This is a genomic window from Raoultibacter timonensis (assembly GCF_022845715.1).
Classification (GTDB): Bacteria; Actinomycetota; Coriobacteriia; order Coriobacteriales; family Eggerthellaceae; genus Raoultibacter; species Raoultibacter timonensis.
In genome coordinates, this window is sequence record NZ_AP025564.1 from 120,225 (window position 1) to 141,518 (window position 21,294).

The 21,294-nt window shown below is 59.2% G+C and carries 16 protein-coding genes; 10 read left to right on the forward strand and 6 right to left on the reverse strand.

Annotated features, from left to right (window positions below; translation table 11 throughout):
* Positions 1 to 164: 164 nt before the first annotated feature.
* Genes MWL89_RS00415 through rsgA form a run of 3 tightly spaced genes read left to right on the forward strand, consistent with a single transcriptional unit; the run spans position 165 to position 3,322 of the window.
* A complete protein-coding gene (locus MWL89_RS00415; RefSeq protein WP_102379656.1) occupies positions 165 to 1,694 on the forward strand; it encodes a TrkH family potassium uptake protein in 1,530 nt (509 codons plus the stop codon).
* Complete coding sequence (locus MWL89_RS00420; RefSeq protein ID WP_244387533.1) at positions 1,691 to 2,350, forward strand: hydrolase; 660 nt, start codon at positions 1,691 to 1,693, stop codon at positions 2,348 to 2,350. The genes MWL89_RS00415 and MWL89_RS00420 overlap by 4 nt, the downstream gene beginning before the upstream one ends.
* Positions 2,351 to 3,322, forward strand: a complete 972-nt coding sequence (gene rsgA / locus MWL89_RS00425; RefSeq protein ID WP_244387535.1) for a ribosome small subunit-dependent GTPase A — start codon at positions 2,351 to 2,353, stop codon at positions 3,320 to 3,322.
* 84 nt (positions 3,323 to 3,406) lie between these two features.
* Here the strand turns inward: rsgA and MWL89_RS00430 are convergent, their stop codons facing one another.
* Positions 3,407 to 4,399 (reverse strand): TDT family transporter, encoded by a 993-nt coding sequence (locus tag MWL89_RS00430; protein ID WP_102379434.1) that lies wholly within the window; start codon positions 4,397 to 4,399, stop codon positions 3,407 to 3,409.
* 197 nt (positions 4,400 to 4,596) lie between these two features.
* On the opposite strand from MWL89_RS00430, the gene MWL89_RS00435 reads away from it, so the two are divergent.
* Positions 4,597 to 5,490 (forward strand): LysR family transcriptional regulator, encoded by an 894-nt coding sequence (locus MWL89_RS00435; protein ID WP_244387536.1) that lies wholly within the window; start codon positions 4,597 to 4,599, stop codon positions 5,488 to 5,490.
* 58 nt (positions 5,491 to 5,548) lie between these two features.
* Here MWL89_RS00435 and MWL89_RS00440 read toward each other — a convergent pair whose 3' ends face one another.
* Both MWL89_RS00440 and MWL89_RS00445 read right to left on the reverse strand, forming a co-directional pair.
* Positions 5,549 to 6,952 carry a sodium-dependent transporter gene (locus tag MWL89_RS00440; protein ID WP_244387537.1) on the reverse strand — a complete coding sequence of 468 codons (1,404 nt, stop codon included), beginning with the start codon at positions 6,950 to 6,952 and terminating at the stop codon, positions 5,549 to 5,551.
* 299 nt (positions 6,953 to 7,251) lie between these two features.
* On the reverse strand, positions 7,252 to 7,440 hold the full coding sequence (locus MWL89_RS00445) for a twin-arginine translocase TatA/TatE family subunit (RefSeq protein ID WP_102379432.1): 189 nt from the start codon (positions 7,438 to 7,440) through the stop codon (positions 7,252 to 7,254).
* 195 nt (positions 7,441 to 7,635) lie between these two features.
* Between MWL89_RS00445 and MWL89_RS00450 the strand changes: the two genes are divergently transcribed.
* The gene (locus tag MWL89_RS00450; protein ID WP_244387538.1) at positions 7,636 to 8,268 is read left to right on the forward strand and encodes a TetR/AcrR family transcriptional regulator; all 633 of its coding nucleotides are present in this window, start codon (positions 7,636 to 7,638) and stop codon (positions 8,266 to 8,268) included.
* Between the two features lie 345 nt (positions 8,269 to 8,613).
* On the forward strand, positions 8,614 to 11,919 hold the full coding sequence (locus MWL89_RS00455; RefSeq protein WP_244387539.1) for a cell wall-binding repeat-containing protein: 3,306 nt from the start codon (positions 8,614 to 8,616) through the stop codon (positions 11,917 to 11,919).
* Positions 11,920 to 11,992: 73 nt separating this feature from the next.
* Here the strand turns inward: MWL89_RS00455 and MWL89_RS00460 are convergent, their stop codons facing one another.
* Positions 11,993 to 12,931, reverse strand: coding sequence for an AEC family transporter (locus tag MWL89_RS00460; RefSeq protein ID WP_244387540.1), 939 nt, complete (start codon positions 12,929 to 12,931; stop codon positions 11,993 to 11,995).
* A gap of 277 nt (positions 12,932 to 13,208) precedes the next feature.
* Between MWL89_RS00460 and MWL89_RS00465 the strand changes: the two genes are divergently transcribed.
* The 4 genes from MWL89_RS00465 (at position 13,209) to MWL89_RS00480 (ending at position 18,503) form a co-directional block, all read left to right on the forward strand.
* Positions 13,209 to 14,144 (forward strand): LytTR family transcriptional regulator DNA-binding domain-containing protein, encoded by a 936-nt coding sequence (locus tag MWL89_RS00465; RefSeq protein WP_244387541.1) that lies wholly within the window; start codon positions 13,209 to 13,211, stop codon positions 14,142 to 14,144.
* Between the two features lie 158 nt (positions 14,145 to 14,302).
* Positions 14,303 to 16,930 (forward strand): molybdopterin-dependent oxidoreductase, encoded by a 2,628-nt coding sequence (locus tag MWL89_RS00470; protein ID WP_244387542.1) that lies wholly within the window; start codon positions 14,303 to 14,305, stop codon positions 16,928 to 16,930.
* 21 nt (positions 16,931 to 16,951) lie between these two features.
* Positions 16,952 to 17,524 carry a 4Fe-4S dicluster domain-containing protein gene (locus MWL89_RS00475; protein WP_102379426.1) on the forward strand — a complete coding sequence of 191 codons (573 nt, stop codon included), beginning with the start codon at positions 16,952 to 16,954 and terminating at the stop codon, positions 17,522 to 17,524.
* Positions 17,525 to 17,750: 226 nt separating this feature from the next.
* Positions 17,751 to 18,503, forward strand: coding sequence for a TorD/DmsD family molecular chaperone (locus MWL89_RS00480; RefSeq protein ID WP_244387544.1), 753 nt, complete (start codon positions 17,751 to 17,753; stop codon positions 18,501 to 18,503).
* Between the two features lie 131 nt (positions 18,504 to 18,634).
* Here MWL89_RS00480 and MWL89_RS00485 read toward each other — a convergent pair whose 3' ends face one another.
* Together MWL89_RS00485 and MWL89_RS00490 are read right to left on the reverse strand one after the other, a co-directional pair.
* Entirely contained in the window at positions 18,635 to 20,407 is a 1,773-nt protein-coding gene (locus tag MWL89_RS00485; protein WP_244387545.1) for a hypothetical protein, read from the reverse strand.
* On the reverse strand, positions 20,400 to 21,023 hold the full coding sequence (locus tag MWL89_RS00490; RefSeq protein WP_244387546.1) for an RNA polymerase sigma factor: 624 nt from the start codon (positions 21,021 to 21,023) through the stop codon (positions 20,400 to 20,402). The genes MWL89_RS00485 and MWL89_RS00490 overlap by 8 nt, the downstream gene beginning before the upstream one ends.
* Positions 21,024 to 21,294: the final 271 nt, after the last annotated feature.

Below are 21,294 nucleotides of genomic sequence, written 5' to 3' on the forward strand. Positions count from 1 at the left end.
CCTATTTTGGGGTTTGGCGTGTTGCTGGCAAGCATACTGGCGTTCCTGCTGTTTCTTTGCGTCCTTATCGTTTTAACACGTATTGTGCTCGGATAGCGATTTTCGGTAGCGGTAGAAGGGATTAACTGCGGGCCGCGAATGCGGGCTTTGTGCAGATACAGAATATGTGGCAACGTTTCACATTACATGATGTGCGGGTGATCGGGCATTATCTCGGTGTTCTGATCCTGTTCTTCTCGTTCGCCTTCCTGGTTCCCTTCGTGGTCGCTATCGCTTGCGGCGAATGGAAGCCGGCGAGCCACTATCTGCTGTCGATCGGTATCGCCCTGATCGTGGGAAGCGGCTTGCGCTTCTTGCGTATCGAACCCGGTCGGTTGAACCGGCAGCAGGCGCTTGCGGTTACGGGTCTCGCTTGGATCGTGATCGCTCTCGTGGCGGCGATACCGTTGCACCTGTCGGGCCACTACGCCAACCCCCTCGACGCGTTCTTCGAAAGCGTTTCGGGCGTTACGACCACGGGGGCGACGGTCGTGCAGGATCTCAATCATTTGTCGGTTGCCGACAATACCTGGCGGTTCGTCATGCACTACATCGGCGGTTTGGGCCTTATCGTCGTAGCCATGTCGTTTGGACTGTTCGGCAAACGCGCCGGCGCGAGCCTGTATTCGTCGGAAGGCCGCAGCGAGCACGTGGTTCCCAACGTCGTGCAAACCACGCAGATCATCGCGAAGATTTCGCTCGCCGTTATCATGGCGGCGACGGGCATCCTCACGATTCTGTGCTTGTTCCTCGGCATGGAGCCGCTTCGCGCCGTTTCTCAGAGCCTTTGGCTCGCTATCTCGGGCTTCACGACTGGAGGATTCGCTCCAATGGGCGAGAGCGTTCTGTACTATCACTCGCTTGGCGTCGAGGTGGTGCTCATGGTCCTTATGATCATCGGCACCATCAATTTCGTGCTCTATACCGAAATCTTGCGCGGTCGGACGGCGGCGTTCTTCCGCGATCTGGAGATTCGCACGATGGTCATCTGGCTGTCGGTCATGACGCTTGTGCTCGCCGCCGCGCTAACCGCAACCGCTTCGTTCTCCGATCTGGGGGCGATGCTCCGTCGCGGCCTGTTCATGGTCATTTCGGCGTTTTCTACGACGGGATTCCAAAATATTACGGCGAATCAGCTCACGACGGTGTTCTCGTCGGGGGCCTTTCTCGTCATTGCGGTCGTTATGGCCGTCGGCGGCAGCTCGGGCAGCACGGCAGGCGGTATCAAGTTCCAGCGCATCGGCGTTATCGCCAAATCGATTGTGGTTACCATCAAGGAGGCGCTCGCACCCGATTCGGCGCGTGTCGTGGTCGACTACAACCATATCGGGCGCAGGCTCATATCGCCCGAGCTGGCTAAAAACGCAATGACCGTGTTCACGCTCTACATCATCACCTATGCGGTCGGCGCCCTTGTCGGCATCGCGTACAGCTACGATGCGACGCAGGCCATTTTCGAATCGGTGGCCATGACGAGCAACGCCGGCGTCACGTCGGGCATTGTCGGGCCCGATATGCCCAAGGCGCTCGAGATCGTCTACATCTTCCAGATGTGGGCGGGCCGTCTCGAGTTCGTAACGCTGCTCGCGCTCATCGTTGAGATCGTCGTATCGTTCAAACCCCGTCGCAGGATCAAGGGGGGAAGCCTCTCATGATGCCGTTCGAGACCTTATGCGACGATGCTCGTCCGAGCGCCGTTTCGGGTTCCGGCTTCGACCGGCGGGCACCGCTGCGTTGCGTTCTCGCCGTCCTGTTTCTCGCCGGGGCGCTCGTGCTCGCTTTGGGAGCGCATCCTGGTGAGGCGTTCGCTGAAGACGAGGGCGATAACGAGGTCAATACGCAGCAGCTTCCCGACAGCTCCTTCATCTTCGATACGAGCATCAAGGATCTGAGTTCGGCCGATTCGTATTACGATAAGCAGACCGTTCAGGTAGTGGGCGAGGCGGTGGGGGATTCGATTGCCGTCGAGGGCGATCCGAATCATCGATGGATTACGCTCATGTCGCGCGATGTCGATTCGAACGCATCCATTTCGGTGTTCATGACCAACGAGCAAGCCGAGCGGATCGACGCTTTCGGAAAATACGGAACGACGGGAACGATGCTGCAGGTTCGCGGTACATTCTACCTCGTCTGTCCCGAGCACAGCGGCTTGACCGATCTGCATGCCGAGCATGTGAGCGTGGTCGAGAAGAGCAAGTATCATGAGGAGTCGTTCGATCCCGATGCGTTCGTCCCCGGCGCAATCGTCGTCGTAGTGGGGTTGGTGCTGACCGGCGTGTTCTATTGGTTGCGCGAAAGGCGGCGCTAGGTGCTCGAAGGCCAGGTCGTCAAACTCGACAGGGGTTTTCCGCTCGTTAAAACGGAGACCGGCGAAGAACTTCGCTGCAAGCACGCGACGGCTTTGGTCAAAGGCGAGAAAGTGCGTGCGGTTATCGGGGACAGGGTTTTGCTCGACGTTCCCCGCGGACACGACAAGGCGATCATTTCCGAAATACTGCCGCGGAAAACGGAGTTCGTGCGCAAGGATCCGACCGAGCGCGCGCTGCCGCAGGTGCTTGCCGCCAACTTCGATCGGGTGATCATCGCCCAACCTCTTGCCGATGTGAACATGCGCCGCCTCGAACGCGAGCTCGTGCTCGCCCACGAAACGGGCGCGTCCGTCGCCGTAATTCTCACGAAAGCCGATCTGGCCGAAAGCGACAGCGATATCGAGCGGATAGCCGGCGAAGTGAACGATTTGGTCGGTCCCGACGACGAGGTGCTCGTTGTTTCTGCCGGGGAACCGGGGAGCATCGAATCGGTGCGCTCGCTCGTTGCCCCCGGCACTACCACGGTGCTCATCGGAAAAAGCGGGGTTGGCAAGTCGAGCCTAGTGAACCTTCTTGTAGGCGATCATGTGCAGGAAACCGCCGAAGTGCGTGAGGTCGATGGCAAGGGCCGCCACACCACGGTGAGCCGCGAGATGATCGAAATACCGGGCGGCGGCCGCGTGGTCGATATGCCCGGGGTGAGGGGTCTCGGCCTTTGGGATGCCGAAAGCGGGATCGAGGCTGCGTTCTCCGATATCGAAGAGCTTGCCGAGAAGTGCAAGTTTCGAGATTGCCATCATGAGGGAGAGCCGGGATGCGCCGTGCGCCGTGCCGTGCAAGACGGGGGTCTTGCTCAGAGCAGGCTCGACTCCTACCATGCCTTGCGCAGCGAGACTGCGGAGATCAAAGAACGCCGCGAAGAGGCCGAACGCATCCGATCGCGCAGGGGCCACCCCCGTCGTCGGGGATGATGCGTTGCCGATGGTCTTCGAAGGCGAAAGGGCAAGCGGTCGGATGCGCGTGTTTCGAAACGCAGCGCAGCTGACCGGCGGGCTTCAGCCTTCGATCTCTTCGGCAAAGCGGGCGATCTCTGCTGAGGTGAGAGTCGGCTCGGTGGACTTGCCTTCGATGCGGCGGAAGAAAAACCGCAGGTAGTGACCCAAGACGTAGAGAACCATTATCGTAGCCAGGATGGTTTCCGCCGAAGCGAGCACGTGGGCGGCGAAGAACGCAGGGCCGCCGAATCCGAGTCCCTCGAAGAAGGTAATCGCTTTGAGCAGCGCGGATGCCGAGATAACGAAGGGGAAGGTCATAGCTGCATAGCTCGGATAGAACTTGATTTTCAGCAGCTTCGGAAGCTGGGTCAAGACGAGCACGAGGAACAGCTGCGCCAAAACGGCCATGAGGCCCACCATGATGGCGTTGGGCTCGGCTGTGACTGCGAGGTATCCGGCAAGCGAAAGGCTCATCGGTGCTGCGTAGATGCAGAAGAGGGGCTTTGAAGGCTCGGGTACTTCATGTTTGAGGTAGCGCAGGCCTACGACGACGAGCAGTGCGAGATAGCAGGCGAAGCCGAACCAGAAGATGGCAACGCCTGCGGCCTGCATGCCGAACGTCGGCGAGGTGAGCGATGCGACGATGATGCCCACATACGCGATGAAGTGGGTGGGGAAGACCTGTTTGAGATCGAACCGCATGGTGAAAGAGAACGTGAACCACGCCATGAGGCAGAAGTGACCGACAACCGCCGCAATCCAGATAACGAAAGCCGCACCGAAAGCCACGGGCGCCAGATAGGTTGCAAGCTGCATGGTGGTCATGAAGAGGGTGGCGCTCACCGCAGCGAACACGGGGTTTTTCAGATCCTCTTTGATCATGGCGGGAAATACGATGATCTTAGCAGCGAGGAAAGCAACCATGATCAGCGAAAGCACGCCGGCGATGATGTGAAACGCCTCCGAAAGCGGCTGAAGCAGGATACCGAGGGCGGCAAGGCCCAATGCCACACCGGCGGTTGGAATCGGTACTTTCTGAATGATGCCCTTCACGGTTTTCTCCTAACCCGGCTTGTGCGGTGCACTGTGTTGAAACTGATCGGTATTGTCGCACTGCCCTGGCAATAATAAAACTTATTAATTATTATGTTGCTATAATTAAAAATTATGTATCGATGTCGGCATTGATATAATCGGAGCGATATCGGCAAGGTTCTGGGTATATCGGTGCAAACAGCGAGGTGGATATCATGCAGGATTTTAGGACAGAGACCTTTCTCGACGTATGCGATACGCTCAGTTATACACGGACCGCACAAAGGCTCAACATAACGCAGCCCGCCGTATCGCAGCATATATCCCATCTCGAAGCCGTATACGGGACGAAGCTGTTCTCGTACAGCAACCGTCGGCTCTCGCTTACCGAAGCGGGCGAGGTGCTCCGCGACGCCTTAACGGTTATGGCGCATGACGAGCGGCTGGTGAAGGAGCGCATCGCCGCCCTGTCGGGAAAGCGGAGAACGATCGGCTTCGGCGCGACGATGACCGCCGGCGAATACGTTATCGCCCGTCCGCTTGCCCGCTTCCTCCAGCAACGGCCCGACTTGCAGGTGAAGGTCGTTGCTTCGGGAACGGATGATCTTCTCGCCTTGCTGCACGAGGGCGTTCTCGATTGCGCTCTCGTTGAGGGGTTCTTCGATAAGGGGTACTACGATTGGGAGGTGTATTGCACCGAACAGCTCGTAGCGGTATGCGCGCCGGGCTGCCGCCTCGCTGAAGAACCGCAACGGTTGGAAGGCTTGCTTGGGGAGCATCTTATCGTGAGGGAGCCCGGATCGGGTACGCGCGCAGTTCTCGAACATGCGCTTGCGGCGCGCAATCTCTCACTCGATGGGTTCGCCCGCACAACCGAGGTTACGAGTATCAGCATCATAAAGGCACTGGTCGAAAGCGGCTACGGCATCGCATTTCTGTATGAATCGGCCGTACGGGCGGAATGCACTGCGGGCACGCTGCGGGCAATCGAGCTTGACGGCCCGGCTATCGAGCACGATATGACGTTCATATGGCTGAGGGGAAGCCTGTTCGAAAGGGAGTTCAGGGGGCTTGTCCACGAACTCGCCGTCTGCGCAGGCGAGGTGTAAGCGGTCTTTAAAGCGGCCGCCTGTTCCTGCCTGCGCTCGATACTTGCGTTCGATACGGCTAGCCGAACCAGATTTGGAATTTGGGGATGTATCCCATGATGAGGATCACCACGATGAGCACCGGGATGCCGAACTTCACCCAGAGGTACGTCCATTTCGGAAAACCGATGCCTTTGCCCGTATCGGCTTCGGCGATGAAGTTCTTCCAGCCCCATCCGCGGCGGCTCGTGCAGAACAACACGTATATCAAGCTGCCGATAGGTAGGATATTGTTCGAAACGATGAAGTCTTCGAGGGATTGGATGTCTCCGATGCCGGGTACCGTTGCGCCCGACAGCACATTGAATCCGAGGGCGCAGGGTAGCGAGAGGGCGATAACGGCCGCCCCGTTGACGAGCACCGCCTTTTTGCGCGACCAACCCCATAAATCCATCGAGAAGCTCAAGAGGTTCTCGAACACGGCAATGATGGTCGAGAGGGCGGCGAAGCTCATGAACAAGAAGAACAGCGTCCCCCAAAGCTGACCCATCCACATCTGCTCGAATACGCTCGGCAAGGTGACGAACACGAGGCTCGGGCCTTCGCCCGGATTCACACCGAACGCAAAGCAGGCAGGGAATATGATGAGTCCCGCCATAAGCGCGACAAGCGTATCGAGCACGCCGACGCTCAGGGCTTCCCCGGTAAGGCGGCGGTCTTTTCCGATGTAGCTGCCGAATATGGCCATGGCGGAAATGCCGAGCGAGAGCGTGAAGAACGCCTGGCCCATTGCCGCGTAGACGGCCTCGCCGAACGTTGCCAGCTGTTCTGCCGTGGTTGCGCCTGCGAACAGGCGGGAGAAATCGGGGATGAGATAGAAGGCGAGTCCCTCGCCGCCGCCCTCGAGCGTGACGCTGCGGACGCACAGTACGGCCATGATAACGAAGAGGCAGGCCATCATGGCTTTGGTAACCCGTTCAACGCCCTTTTGCAGGCCGAGGCTGCATACGAAGAACCCGATGAGCGTGACGACGAGCAGCCAACCGATGAGCCCGACGGGATCAGCGAGCATGCCCGAGAACGCACCGCCCACCTGCTCGCTCGACAGTCCGTTGAATTCACCGGTCGCCATCTTCACCACATAGGCGAGCATCCATCCGCCGACGGTGGTGTAGAACATCATGAGCAGATAGCAGCCGCCGAACCCGAGCCACTTGTACCAGTGCCACTTCGTCCCCGCAGGTTCGAGCTTATCGAAGCTCTTGGCGCAGCTTTTCTGACTTGCGCGGCCGACGGCGAACTCCATGATCATGACCGGCAGGCCAAGGATGACGAGGAACACGAGGTACAGCAAAACGAAGGCAGCCCCGCCGTATTCGCCGGTTATGTAGGGAAACCGCCAGACGTTTCCGAGCCCGATGGCGCATCCCGCGCTGATGAGCAGAAAGCCGAGTCTGCTTGCGAATCGCTCACGTTGTTCCATGCCATGCTCCCGTATCGTGCCGCCTGCAACGGCGCCCTTCCTGTGGTGCCCTGCACGTTGCCATGCGGCTCGTAAAAAGCACGGAGCTACTTTACCGTATTTATCTGGCGGTGAGAACAGGTTGGCGGCAAGTGCGGGGAAAGCGGCTGCATACGCGTTTGCCTGCGGTGGGCATGGCTACTGCACGGTTCTTTGGTGCGAAGTGGTTTGCTTTTCCGATGCCCGTGAACGCATAAGAAAACGGGCACACGAATAGCGCGTGCCCGTTGGCAGGTTATGGGGCCGAATAAGCACGAGGCCTATGCAGGTTGCGCCTTGGTTTCCGATTCGTCGGCGTCTTCGAACTTCTCGTCAGTGCGGGCGCGCAGCTTCTTGACCGAGCGGCCGAGCATCCCGCCGAGCTTGGGAAGGTTCTTCGGTCCGAATATGAGCAATGCGACCACTAGGATCAAAACGAGTTCGGGAATCCCCAATCCGAATACCTTCATGGCAGCTCCTTTCGCAAACGGCATGCGGCGGGTCTCTATAGCCGTCGCTCAACCAGCCATTAAAGCACAGAAATATTAGAGTGACAATAAATTTATAGAGACTATAAAAATATCTGACAAGTACGGGCCATGGGGGAAACCTTCCGTATAATGGATAGACGTGTCGCGAGGAGACAAAGGGAAGGAATCGAACACGTGGGCTCGAAGGACGTTGATCAAGCAGGGGGGTTGCGCGAGCGCAAGCGCAGGCAGACGCGAGAGGCTATCGAACGCGCCGCAATCACGCTTGTGGGTGAGTTCGGTTACGGCGGCGTGACTGTCGACGCGATCTGCGCTCGAGCGGGCATATCGCAAGGTACGTTCTTCAACTACTTTCCCACCAAGGATGCCGCCATCGTGGGGGTTGGTACGTTCGAGCTGAAAGACGAGGCGGTGTTCGCTGCGCTCGATCGGTACGAATCCCCGACGCTCTTCCACGCGGTGTTGAGCTTGTTTCTCGATATCGTGCGGGGATACGATTGGGATGGCGATATCGCTCAAATGCGCATCAAACTCGTGAAGGAAACGCCGGCACTCATGAAGCTGTTCCTCAACAACAGTTTCGAGTACGTGGAAGCGTTCCGGGCGAGTGCTACGGCCTACCTTGCCTCCCATGAAGAACTTCGCACGTGTGCCGACACCCTCGATGTTGCCGACGAGGCGAGCGTGGCCGTATCGCATGCCCTCGAAGCCGCGAAGTTCGCACTCTATCAAGCAACGAAAACGCCGGGCGCTTCGCTCATGGGCGCCGATGAGGTCGAACGTATTCTGCGCTCGGCAATCGGCTAGGCGAGGCTCTTCGGACCGATAATGATTCGGTGCGAGCCTTTTTCTGTCAGAAATAGGTAAAAAGTTATGAATTTTATAGAACAACCTATATAATTGTATTGCAAAACATGTTACGTTTTCGTACACTTCTAAATGCCATAAGAACGGTAACAAACCGTTCTGGCGCTTTGACAAACTGATATCGCACGAACATGAGATCGAAAGACGCCTTCGGGCGTCTTTCGTCTTTTCTGGGCAAATATGACCCAGCGGCTTATACGAGGCTGCATGCTTGAGCTTCTGTTGCTTCTGGATAGCGCCCGAATTCGGGTGAGGGCGATGTCGGTGCTTATGACAGGAGGCATTATGGAAGCAACGAAGAGAGCGCGCTCTCCGCTGGCGGTTTTGTTGGCGTTGACGCTTGCGCTCGGGGGATCGTTTTCATCGGTCCCGCTCGCCTATGCCGATCCCTCGCCCGCACCAGCGGGTGATACCGCTTCCCCGCAGGAAGAAAGCGGTGATACCGGATCGAGCCAAGGCTCCGCAGAAGGTGGCGATGCCGAGAGTGGGGTTTCGCAGGATAACGGATCCGTCGAGGACGGCGGCTCTGCCGCGAGCCAAAGCGACGGCGAGGTCGTGACACCCGGCGCCGATGCAGTCGGCGACGAGGGGCTCACCGCTCAAAGCCTCATCGAGGAAGAAGACGACGGGATCGAACTGCTTGCGGTCGATCCGATGGGCGATGTGACCGTCGATGGAGTTGACGAGCTCGTCGATGCGGTTGCCAATGCGGGCGAAAGCCGCACGGTTACGCTGTCTGCCGCTTTTGTCGCAGATATGGCGGGCAAGAACGCAACGGTTTCCCTCAACAACGCCAACGGCTACGACATCGTGATCGACGGCGGCAACCAGGCGCTCACGAGTGCAGGTGCGAACAGGTTCTTCTCGGCCGTTTGCCCGAACGGGGGAAGCATCACCCTTCAGAACATGGCGCTTTCGGGCGCGGGGGCGGGCGTTGAGGCGAGCGGATCGGCTGCCGGCAAAGTCGTTCTCGACGGGGTTACCATCACGGGGCATGCGGGCAACCAGGCGGTCGGTATTGCGAGCGGCACGGTCGAGATCAACAACAGTTCCATCACGAACGGCTCGCGTGCAGTCAGCGGAACGTCGGGCAATGTGAAGACGCTCGTGGTGTTCAACACTCTGATCGAAGGCAACCGTGCCGGTTGCGGCGCTGCACTGTATCCGGGAAGCAATACGACCGCCACGCTGACCCAGTGCACGATCAACAACAACGTGGGAACGTCGGATGGTGGCTACGCTGGCGGAGCGATCGCGACCGACCAAGCGAGCAACGTGACGCTCACGGTGGCGCAGTGCTACTTCGAGGGTAACGCGGCTCCGATGGCCGGAACGTTCGGCGGGTCTGGCGGCGCTATTGCGGTGTACCACAGCGACAAGTGCAACCTTACGGTCACTGATTCGTACTTCAAGGGCAACACGGCGACCGCCAACCAAACGGTCCGCAACGACGGCGGCGCGATCTCCGTGTTCATGAACGGTGCCGAACGCACGGCAACCGCGACAATCGAGAACTGCGTGTTCGAGGACAATGTCGCCAACGACGACGGCGGCGCGATTCTGTTCGAAGGTGTATCGAGCGGTTCGGCGTCGATCAACCTTACGGCAGCAGTGCGCAATTCGACCTTTATCGGCAACGAGGGCAAGCAGCTTTCGACCGGTGTTGCGGGCGGAGCCATCCAGGTGTATAGCAAAGCCAAGGTCGATTTCGAATATTGCACATTCTACAAGAACGTTGCGGGCACGGGCGCGGGCGGCGCCATCGGGCTGAGCGGCAGCCTTGCGGGCGGATTCCTTCCGGTCCGTCCCACCGTGTCGGTTGCGAACTGCGCGTTCGTCGAGAACACGGGCGCCAAGGGAACCAACGTTGCCAACCTCGCCGGGTGGGGCGGTTCGGGGAGCAGCGGTTTCACCAACAAGGGCGGCAACGTCGGCTACGATGCTGGTACGGCGCTGTCCGCCGACTACTCGGCTCAAACCGTGTTCGGTACCGCTGCGGCTACGCTGCAAGCCAACGGTTGCAGCAAGCAGGTCGGCGCAACCGTTTCGGGAGCCGTGTCCTTGCCGAGTTTGTACATTGCGCCAGCTGTTGCTGCAACGACAGGGCTCTATGCCGACGGCGGCGCAACGGTCAGCACGACGATAACCGATCAGCGTGGCGTGTCGCGTCATGATACGAAGCCTGATTCAGGTGCTGTCGATATCGGATGGATCAAGCTTTTGCCGAATGGCGGCACGTGGGACACGACGGCGATCGGCGATTACAACGATACGCGCATGCTGGCACACGATGCCGACCTGCCCGACGCATCGGGTACCGATACGTACGTGTACCTTGCGTGCGATTCCAAAGCGAACATCGCATTGCCGGGTGCGAGCATGTTCTCGGCAACTCCCGATAACAAGACGCTGCTCGGGTGGGGCGAAACGCCCACCACGCAGCCTGGAGACCCTGATTTCCACGACATCGACGATGCCGTGCTCGGGTGCGAAGGCGCCGTGTGCGGCGTATACTATGCGGTTTGGGGAAGCGAAGAGCCGCCCGAGCCGCCCGAGCCGATCGACCTGAACGTTGCGCGCCTGTACGGCATCGACCGTTACGGTACCTCGCGTCAGGCTTCGACGTATGAGCGCGAAGCCTCAAACGAGGACACCGTCATTCTCGCATCGGGATACAATTACAATTTCGCCGACGCTCTGACGGCATCTTCCCTTTCGGGCTATCTCGACAACGCGCCGATCGTGCTGACAGCAAACGAGTGGCTGTCGAACGATGCACGGGCCGCCATCGTCGATGACCTCGATGTGAAGCACGTGATTATCGTGGGTTCGACCGATGCTATCAACCAGGATGTCGAGGACGAGGTCAATGCGATACCGAGCATCGAAACGGTTGAGCGCATCGGCGGTATCGATCGCCAAGAGACCGCCGAATTCATTTACGAGTCGCTCGGGACGGATCACTCCAAGACTGCAATCATCGCACGTTGCTGCGACTTCCCCGATTCGCTGACGATCTCACCGTGGGCCGCGGTAACCAAGTCGCCTATCTTCCTTTCAGAGTTCGGCCTCGAAACGTTGACCGCCGAAACCAAAGAAGCGCTTGCTGCGGGCGGTTTCGAGAGAATCATCGTTCTCGGCGACGAGAACGCGACGCCCCAATCGGTATACGAAGAAGCGCGTGACGCCGCAGGTCTTACCGATGCCCAGATGATTAGGCTCGGCGGCATCGATCGCTACGAAACATCTGCCATAGTGGCCAATTGGGTTACGTCTCAGGATCGTGCGGCGGACGAGCAGCTGACATGGGAGAAGCCCGCAATCGCACGCGGCGACGAGCATCCCGACTCTTTGACCGGCGGTGCGCTGCAGGGCAAGGATCGCTCGATCATCTTGCTTACGCCTCCCACGGTCGCAGGCGAGATCGCCCACTCGCTTATTTCTGCGCACGATGGAATAATCACCGAAATTCGCTTCTTCGGCGACGAGCATGCAATCGCTCTCGACGTAACGAAGGAATTCATCAATGCGCTTACCTACGACAAGATCGTGTGGAAGCCGACCGACGATGTGGCCATCGACTTGAGCTAACCGGCCTTTGCCCCGTTGGGGGACGGTATCAAAACAGGCGGGCGCCTTTGCACGGGCGCCCGCTTTGCGTTTCCTACAGGTATACGAGCATCATGGCAAGCAGGGGTATGGTGATAAGCGACATGATGGTCGAGACGAACGTCCCCTTGGTCATCGTCTTGAGGTCGCCGCCGTACTGAAGGCAGAGCAGGGTGCCGTTGGTGGCCACGGGCATGCCCGAGGTGATGACGATGGTGCCGAGCAGCATGGGGTCGGTGACGAACGAGCGAAACACGAAGAATATCGCGACGGGTACGAAAACGAGGCGAAACAGCGAGGCGATGTAGGGGCGAAAGCTCGAGATCATTTCCCGAATGGGCATTTTGGCGAGCGTCGAACCGATGATGAGCAGGGCGGCCGGTGTGGTCATCTGCCCCATCACGTCAAGCGATTGGCCGAGGATGCCCGGCTCGGTAATGCGGAGCAGCGCGAGCGCAAGTGCTACAAAACATGAGATCAGCGTGGGGCTCACCACGTGCTTTGCCCCGTCGGTCAAGCGTTCGCGCAGCGTTCCCTCGCCTTCGGAGATCATGAACACGCCTACGGTGAAAACGAGCAGGTTGAACGGGATGTTGAATATGGCGGCGTAAAGGATCGCCTGATCGCCGAAAATGGCGGACAGCACGGGAAACCCGATGAACCCCACGTTGCCGAATGCGATCATGAAGCTGTAGGTGCCGCGCTTGTCTTTGGGGAACCGCAAAAGAAACGGCACGGCGAATGCGATGGCGAGGATGATGGCGTAGCTTGTGCAGGAGAGAAGGAAGATCAGGCCTACCGTCGATGCGTCGGGCAGCTCGTCGTTCATGAGAACCGACGAGATGATCAGGCACGGAAGGGTAACGTTTAGGACAAGTTTCGAGAACTGCCCGTCGAACCGGTCGTTCATGACGCTCGCTTTGCGTGCGATAAAGCCGAGCACGATTCCCAAAAAGAGAATGACCATCTGCGATTCGACCGATTGAAAACTCACGGGGTGCGCCTTCCTGCTTTGCTCGGGCCGCCATGCGAAGCGCTCAAGCCGTCCGAGTGTTTCACGTGAAACATCTGTTCGTATTTATCTGTTAAGCAGCCGCTATCGTACTGCATCGAAGCGGGAAAACAGCGAAAAGCCTACGAGCGGTTACCGAACCAACAGGGAAAGGGCGCGATCACGTGGAAGCTTTGAGATCCAAAGCATCGAAGCGCAAGGACGACGTAGACGTGGTAGACTTTTTTGCGAACACGAAGCAACTGATCGGGAGCGTTTCATGAGAGAGTACGATTCGGTCGAGAGCCTGTTGGCGGCCGAGGAATCGAGAGGCATCCACATCGAATGCAGCACTGCTGTTTCGGAGCAGGTTCGCGAAGTGGTGCGCCAGCGCTACGGGCAGCGCCGCTGCGCGTTCATGCTGTGCGACGAACTGGGGTTCGAGCGCGAATCGGTGCGGTCGTACCTCATGATGTTCGCACGCATCGCAGGACGGGGTCGCGCGGCGGTCGAGAAGGCGATCGCCCATTTCGGGCTCGTCGAGCATGCGAAAAGGAAACTGCAGGACTGCCCTAAGGCCGAGCGAACGCTTGTCGACATCGCTCGGGTGAGCCTTGCCGAACCCGAAGTGTGCTTTTGCGAGCGTCCGCTGTTCGATCTTGGAGCTCAGGCGCGCCGAGCGGTGCTCACGTGGATGGCCGAACGCGTCGAGCACGGAACAATCTTCATCACGACTGCCGAGCCGCTGCGCGAAGCGCTGCTCATGCCCGGTTCCGCATTCTGGTACGAAGATGGTCGGTTCATTGCCGCCGAGGTTTCAGAGGGCGACGGATCGGAAGATGCTGCAAAGGTGGGCGATGTATTTCTCGGCGACGAGGTTCGCGTGTGCAAGATCCCCGCGAAAACCGAGAGCGCGACGCTTCTGCTCGACCCAAAGGACATCGACTTCGTAGAAAGCATGAACAAGGCGAACTACGTTTCGGTACGCGGCAACCTCTACCAGACGACGCTGACCATGGACGATCTCGAGAACGAGCTCGTGCGGTTCGGGTTCTTCCGCTGCCATCGTTCCTATATCGTCAACGTGCAGAAGGTTTCAAAGGTCGAGCGGTATACGCGCAACAGCTTCAACCTGACGCTCAACGATGCGTGCGAGTCGAGCATCCCTTTGGCAAAGGGCCGCGCCGACGAGCTTCGCGTGAAGTTCGGCTGGTAGGTCCTCGCCCGTTTGCTGCTGGTCATTTTATCTTTTTCAAGAGGCTAACCCTTAAAAAATCTTAATGCTAGCTTTGCTCGTATCGGTTGATGATAACTAACCGAGCAGCGTATGATTGCGCATAGGGCGAGAAGATGTAGATGAGAAGGGGAGGATACATGGGCGCTCATGATATAGGTGTGTCTACCAAAGGTCTCAGCCGCCGACAATTCCTGAAAGCTAGCGCAGCCGTTGCCGCATCTGCGGCAGCGTTGTCGACTTTCGGATGCGCCCCGCAGGCGAAGGTGGAGGAGAACAAGGAGCACGCGTTGCCGACGAACCTCGAAGAGGGCGGTACGTGGGTTCCAGCGGCCTGCTGGCATAATTGCGGCGGCCGTTGCGTCAACAAGGTTATGGTGAAGGAAGGCGTGGTCGTTCGCCAGAAGACGGACGATTCGCACGAAGACTCTGCCGAGTACCCGCAGCAGCGCGGATGCGTGCGCGGCAAAGCCCAACAGCAGCAATGCTTCGGTGCCGACCGCATTCTCCATCCGCTCAAGCGCAAGGGCTGGCAGCCGGGCGGCGGCGAGAACTCCAACGGTGCCATGCGCGGCAAAGACGAGTGGGAAGTGATCAGCTGGGACGAGGCGATCGAGCTTTCCTGCCAAGAGATCAAGCGCATCTCAGACGAGTACGGCCCGACGGGCTTTTACTGTAAATCGCCCGATGCGACTATCAACGTGATGTGCGGATGCGTGCGCGGGTGGGATACCACCTCTCATGGCACCTATACGCTCGGCAGCGACATGATCGGTTTGCCCGGTACCGATATCGGCAAGGCGAACGACCGCTTCGACATGATGAACGCCGAGTACGTGGTCATGTATTCGTCGAATCCGACGTGGTCTGCGGCCGGTACGCCGACGTATTATTTCATCCAGGCAAAAGAAGCCGGCGTGAAGTTCGTAACCGTCGATCCGATGTACAACGCGTCTGCCCAGATGCTCGATGCCGATTGGATTCCGGTGAGAAACGGCACCGACATGGCGTTCATGCTCGCGACGGCATACGAAATGCTGCGCCTCGATGAAGAGGAAGGCGATATCGTCGATTGGGACTTCCTCAACGCCTACACCGTCGGCTTCGATGCCGACCACATGCCCGACGATGCGAAGCTCAGCGAGAATCTCAAAGACTACGTGCAGGGAGTCTACGACGGCACGCCCAAAACGCCCGAATGGGCCGAGCCGATCTGCGGAGTTCCGCCCGAGCAGGTTACCGAGTTCGCGCGAATCCTCGGCAAGAACAACAAGACCTACCTGCTGCACAACTACGGCATGGTGCGCTGCAACGGCTCCGAGATGATCCCGCAGATGCTCATGGCGCTCGGTGCCATGGGCGGTCATATGGGCAAGTCGGGCCACGCGTGCGGCGGCGCCTATCACGCCAACTGCGGCAACTACGGGCCGAACCTCGTAACCGCTGGCAACGCCAAGAAGCCGAAGACGACCAATCCCGTTTCCACGGGTGTTCGCCAACCGCAACTCTACGACATCATTCTCGAAGGCGGCGGCGAGGTTCTCGACGTTTCGAACTCGTACGCGAACTTCCACGAGCCCATTCCGACCACGCTCGGCCCCATCAAGGGCATCTTCCATGTGACGGATGCAACGCTGCAGACGTCGCTTCATCAGAAGGCGGGCATCGAGGCTCATCGTGCTGTCGATTTCGTGCTCACGCGCGCACAGTTCATGACGACGAACGCCGTGTACTCCGACATTATTCTTCCGGTGACCACCGAGTGGGAGCGCCCCGGCGGCGTGACCACCTGCAACCGCGAATTCGTGTACTGCTATTCGAAGGTGACCGATCCGATCGGCGAATCCAAGACCGATCAGGAGATCGGCGTCCTGCTGCTCGAAGGTATGGGCATGGATCCCGCGCTTGCATACGATACGTCGGAGACCCAGCAGTTCTTCGAGCAGATCGCGGGAAGCAAGATCATGGGCAAGAGCGGCGAGATGGAGCCCTTGGTGACCATCACCGATGCCGACATCGCCGAGTGGGGCGTTGAGGGCGAGGCGCAGGAAGGCGTGATCTCCCTGGCCGATTTCGTCGCCAACGGCGGCTACCAGTTCAAACGCACGCCCGATGACGGCTACGGCTTCATCGGCTACGAGGACTTCGTAACCGATCCTGAGGCTAATCCGCTTCCGAGCGCAAGCGGCAAGCTCGAGATATACTGCCAGGCGCGCTACGACCTCATGGCCTCGTTCCAATACGACGGTATCGAGCAGTTCAAGCCGTATCCCACCTACGTCGTTCCCTGCGTGGGCTACGAATCGACGTTCAAAGACGGTGCGATCGGCGGGGAGAAGGGCGAGTACCCCTACATCATGTACAACCCGCATTACCTGCGGCGCTCGCACTCCGTCTTCGACAACTGCCCCTGGCTGCGCGAGACGTGGGCGAACCCGGTGTTCCTGAATCGCCAGGACGCGAAGGAAAAGGGCATAGAGGAGGGCGATACGGTGCTCATCAGCGCACCCGCAGGCCAAGGCCTGCGCACCGCTGCGATCCTCGACATCCTCATGCCGGGCGTCGTCGGCGTGCCTCACGGCGCATGGGTCGACGTTGACGAGAAGACCGGTATCGATCGCGCGGGTTCCGACAACTATCTGATCGGCGCACAGTACGGCGGCATGGGCGTATCTGGTTACAACAACCAGATCTGCAATGTTGAAAAATACGACGGCGAAGCGCTGGCGCCCGATTGCGATTGGCCGCAACGGATCGTTTCCGCCTAGGCTGCGAGGGAGTTGATAGAGATGTCTGTTGGATTTTACTTCGATATGACCCGGTGCACGGGCTGCCGCGCATGCCAGGTTGCATGTAAGGATAAGAACCGTCTGGATGTCGGAACCGTTTTCCGATACGCAAAGACCTTTTCGGTTGGAAGCTTCCCGAGCGTTTCGGGATACAGCTACTCCGCGAGCTGCAACCACTGCGGCGCTCCGGCGTGCATGGCCGCCTGTCCGACGGGGGCGATCTACCGTGCCGACGACGGCACCGTGATCATCGATCAGGAGGTGTGCACGGGCGAGGCTTCGTGCACAACGGCGTGCCCCTACGGCATTCCGCAGATCCTGCCGAGCGGCAAGGCCGGCAAGTGCGACGGCTGCTATGCCATCCGCGAAGCCGGCGGACAGCCCGCTTGCGTTGCCGGCTGCCCGAATCGCGCGCTCGATTTCGGCGACTTCGACGAGTTGAAGGCGAAGTACGGTGCCGATCTTGTGAGCGAGGTCGCCGTTCTTCCTTCTGCCGATACCACGGCGCCGAGCCTTCTCATCAAGGCAAAGGACGCGGCGAACGACACGAACTACGTAGAAGTCAACTGGTAGGAGCGAAGGGCTTGAAGCCTTGCCGTTTGGCTGAAGGCTCATACGGCTGAAAAGGGCCCGGGATTCATCGAACGAAAGATCCCGGGCCCTTCGTTTACCTTTCCGCGTTCTCCCGAGTCAAGGCGCGGGGAACGAAGCGCAAAAGCGCGCGCTCGCATGTATTGGTACACTGCTGGCACGATGAAGGAGCGCCGCTGTGCGGTATGGCGGCTGGAGGAGGATGAACATGGAAGAGCAGATGATCGAGGCCCTGGGAATGCGTCTCGCCAACAGAGCCTACCTGTATCGAATATTTCACATTGTGTTCGGCGCGGAGCCGACGAGCGAGGAGCTTGCTACGATCGGCTCGGCAAAGACCGTCGAGGCATTTCGCTACTTTGCCGATGCTGTTCGAACGCAAGCCGGTGGCGTAGGAGTCGATGGGGGCGGCGGCGCCGAGGCGTCCGCCGACGAGCTTGCGAAGGCTGCCGAGCTGCTCGCCTTGCTCGGCGAGAAAGCAGACGATGGCGAATACGTCGACTCGCTGAAGTCCGCGTTTACGCGCTTGTTCCTCGTGCCCGGCGAATCGTACGTTTACCCGTGGGAGTCTCCGTACATCGGCAAGGAGGTCATGCTCTTTCAGGAAAGCACGCTCGACGTGCGCAACCGTTACGCCGAATACGGGTTTGCCGCTGTCGAATACGGTCATTTTCCCGAGGACCATGTATCCATGATGCTCGATTTCCTCGCGCACCTGAGCACTCGTGCGTTCGATGCTTTCGAGAGCGAAGAGGATGACGAAACGAGGCGGATCCTTGCCTCCCAAGGCGATTTTATTGCAGCGCATCTGACGGATTGGCTGCCTTCGTTTTGCGAGCGCCTTGCCGAAAAGGACGCATCGGGCGTCTACGCCCGATTGGGCTGTGCGCTCAAGGCCTTCCTCGCGATGGACAAACGGTTCGTCGGCGAGACGCTGGAAGACGGGTTCGCATCCGCATAGGGCGCGCTCGTTCTTTCGTTCTTTCGGGCACATGGGAACCGCCCGTCGCCTGGCGGGCGGCGGGCGGTTCTGTTCTTTCTCTCGCGGTGTTTTCCATCTGCGGTTGCTATCGATTTGGCAGCTGAGTTCGCTTACTCGTTCGTCAATGCGAGCTCCATGCCGCTGAGCGTGCCTTCCGAAGGAACGCCGGTGTTGTCGGCATAGGCGAGGAAGAATAGGCTCGGGTCGTCGAGCACGACATCGGGCACGATGGCGAGCCAGCGCACGGTGGTCGTTTCACCGGGTTCGAGGGTGAAGTCTCGGTATACGGCGGCGTTCGGGGCGTCCCATCCGCCGTTTGTGAGGGCAAACGAGCGCGCAAGAGCGGTCGATACATGGCCTTCGTCATCGATCACGGCGTATTCCCCGTAAAAGCCCCCGTCGCCCGTCATCTCGGTGGCCTTTGCGCCGGCATTGGCTATGGTCGCCTCCATAACCACCCAGGAGAAACCTTCGGATTCGCCCGTGATGGTACCGTTCTCGTCGATCGTATAGCCGTCGATCTGGCTGACAACGCGGTTGTAGTATTCCCAGCTGTGCATGCCGCTGCGAAGATCGTCAAGCGTGATGCCGTCGGGCAGCTGAGTGCTGCGCGAGAGCATTTGCAGGTCGGTGAGCGTAAACGAGGTTCCCATGTCGGCCGTGAACGGGATGCTGTCGGTTGCGGCGTGGATATCCTGCTCGCCGATAACGACGTCGTCTCCGAGGGGCCTCAAAAGGTCCTGCCGTTCGAAGGGCAGTGGATCGCTCGCCGCGCCCTCGTACTCGTTGGCGTTCTCGAGCGATTCGGGGAAGGGCTCGTGGCTTGTCTTCTCTACGGTGCCGTAGAGCGTGTGCACGTAGTCGGTGTATTGCTGAAGGCCGCTCGGATCGACTATTTCGGGCGTGAGGGAGAGCTCCCATAGGCCGTCTTCGCTCTGCTGCATGGATGCCTTGACGTCGGCGGCGTGCAGTTCGATGACCTGCGTGGTGGTGTGACCGTCTTCGAATGTTGCGGTGATGGTGAGCGTTGCGCCGTCGAAGAGGTCGATGATCGCATCCGTGGCTTCCATGCCGTCGCCATTGCCGCCGTAGTCTTCGTTGGTCCAGAATCCGAAACTGCACGACGAAGAGCTATCGTCCATTGCCACGTCGATGGTGGAACCGAGTTTTTTGGTGAGTTCGACGCTCCACTGCTTCGCAGGATCGTCTTTTGCCAGAGCGTCAGGCGATCCGACGATGCTCACGTAGTCGTATTCGTCGTAGTACTCGCCGAGCCCGCGCGCGGTAGGCTTCCATGAAACGAGCTCAGCCCAACGCTCGGGGTTTTCTCCTGCGGTGACGGTTTCCTGGGTGGAGCGGTAGAGCGCGCCGGTCGATACCGATGCCTGGATGCGCGTGAGTCCCTCACCCCCGACGCGAAACAGGCATCCCGTGTAATACCCTTCCGCAAGGTAGGCTTCTTTGCTGCCGATTCCGTGGGCGTCGGCGGAGCGGCTGAAAACGATCTGATTCTCGGTGCCCATCTCGAGGATGGAATCGCTGTCAGCCGCGTAGGCCTGCACGGTGAAGTCGGGCGTTGCGTTGAAGATGCCGAACGGGCCACCGGTATCGAAGCTGGTTACGAGGCCGACTGCGAGCGCAATGGCAGCAAGGCAGGCCGCTGCGGGCAGCGCGATGCGCCCCAAAGAGCGGTGCTGCCTTGCCGCGGGCGGTACTGCAGCCGGCTTCGTTTGCGCATTGTGCTCGGCGGCTGCCGAGGGCGCTGTGTTTCGCTCGCGCGGATGTTGTCCGGCTGCGGCGGCTATCGTACGTTTCTGGTCTTCGGTGAGCGTAACGCGCTTTTGGGAATCTGCGTACGCTGTCCAAAACTCGTTCTCATTCATTGGTGCCCCCCATCTTAAGCTTGAGCGAGGCCCGTGCACGATGAAGGTGCGAACGCACCGTTGCTGGGTTCTCGTCGGTGATTTGTGCGATTTCGTTGGTCGAATAGCCCTCGAAATAGTGAAGATGCACGGCAATGCGTTGCCGTTCGGGAAGGGCCGCAACCATGGTTCTGACGAAGGCTTCGTTCGAGGTGCTGTCGGCATCGCAGAATGCGATGCTGTCGCGTTCGATCGAAGCGTTCTCGAGGGCGATCTGCGTTTCCTCGCCTGTTGCCTGACGCGTTTTCCAAGGGTTACGATGTACGTCGGCGCAGCAGGTGAGCGTGACCCGCAAAAGCCACGCCTTCAGATGCTCGCTATCCTTGATGGGCTTGGTGCTTTGGCATAGCTTCATGAATACGGTCTGCACAACATCTTCGGCATCGGCGCGATTGCCGACACGGCAGAGCGCAAGCCGAAAAACGGTATCGCCCCACTGCTCAACGGCGCGCTCGATGTTGATGCAGCATGCCTGCACGTAATCCCTTTCACGTTGCTTCGGACGAGAGCTATGGCATTCTGGTTTGATTGTGGCTGGTGCCCACATGCGCGTGCGGGCAACGTTCGTTTCATCCATATCAGGAACTCCTTTCAACCATAATACGGAGAAACGCGCACACATGTTGCACGATTGCGTGAAAAACCTGACATGCAGTATCGATGCGCGCGCCGGGAGGTGCCTAATGCAAGATCTACAACGGGTTGCGCTCGGGTTCGCGTGCGGCAGTCGTAGGGCGGCATCGATTGCTGCCCGAGGCATTCAAGATTTCATCAGCTGTATCGAAAATCGCATGCCCGTCTTGGCGGCCGCTCCGCGCGGCGCCTTAGTAGGTTGCGTAGCCGAGCTT